This window comes from Agrobacterium sp. AGB01, assembly GCF_014851585.1.
Classification (GTDB): Bacteria; Pseudomonadota; Alphaproteobacteria; order Rhizobiales; family Rhizobiaceae; genus Agrobacterium.
In genome coordinates, this window is the sequence record NZ_JACVAB010000018.1 from 1 (window position 1) to 691 (window position 691).

At 56.7% G+C, this 691-nt stretch carries 1 protein-coding gene; it reads left to right on the forward strand.

Features of this window, described 5'->3' with window-relative positions:
• Nucleotides 1–669, forward strand: a 669-nt coding sequence (locus IB237_RS26160) for an IS110 family transposase (protein WP_192491678.1), incomplete at its 5' end; no start/stop codon positions are given.
• Nucleotides 670–691 lie beyond the last annotated feature (22 nt).

Genomic DNA, 691 nt, shown 5'->3' on the forward strand with positions numbered 1-691 from the left:
GGTCGCCGCGCCAAGACCGACGAGATTGATGCGCAGGTGATCGCGGCTTTTGTACTGGCAACCAAGCCACAAATCCGGCCACTGCGTGACGCGCAAACCCAGGCATTGTCGGCACTTGTCGACCGCAGACGGCAGATTGTGCAGATGATCGTGGCCGAGGAAAACAGGCTACGCCTGGCCATTGAGAAGCCAACGCAAAAAAGCATCAAGCGGCTGTTGGTCGCTCTCAGGCGTGAGATGGAAAGTATCGATACCGATCTGGATGATCATATCCGCAAGTCACCGGTATGGCGTGTGCGTGAAGCACTTTTAACCTCGGTTCCGGGTGTTGGAACCGCCACTGCACGTACGTTGCTGGCAGAGATCCCTGAACTGGGAAGCCTCGATCGCCGTCAGGTCGCTGCTTTGGCTGGTCTTGCGCCGTGGACGCGGCAGTCGGGCAAATGGAAAGGCAAGAGCTTTACCGGTGGTGGACGTTCAAAGGTGCGCACTGTCTTGTTCATGGCAGCTCTTGTTGCCAGCCGATACAACCCCATCCTCAAGGCCTTCCGGGACCGGCTGGTGGATGCTGGCAAACCCAAGATCGTCGCGATTGTCGCAACGATGCGAAAACTGCTGACCATTCTCAACGCCATCATCAGGGATCAAAAACCATGGCAAGACGCTTGACGAACAAGACAGTCGCTCATTC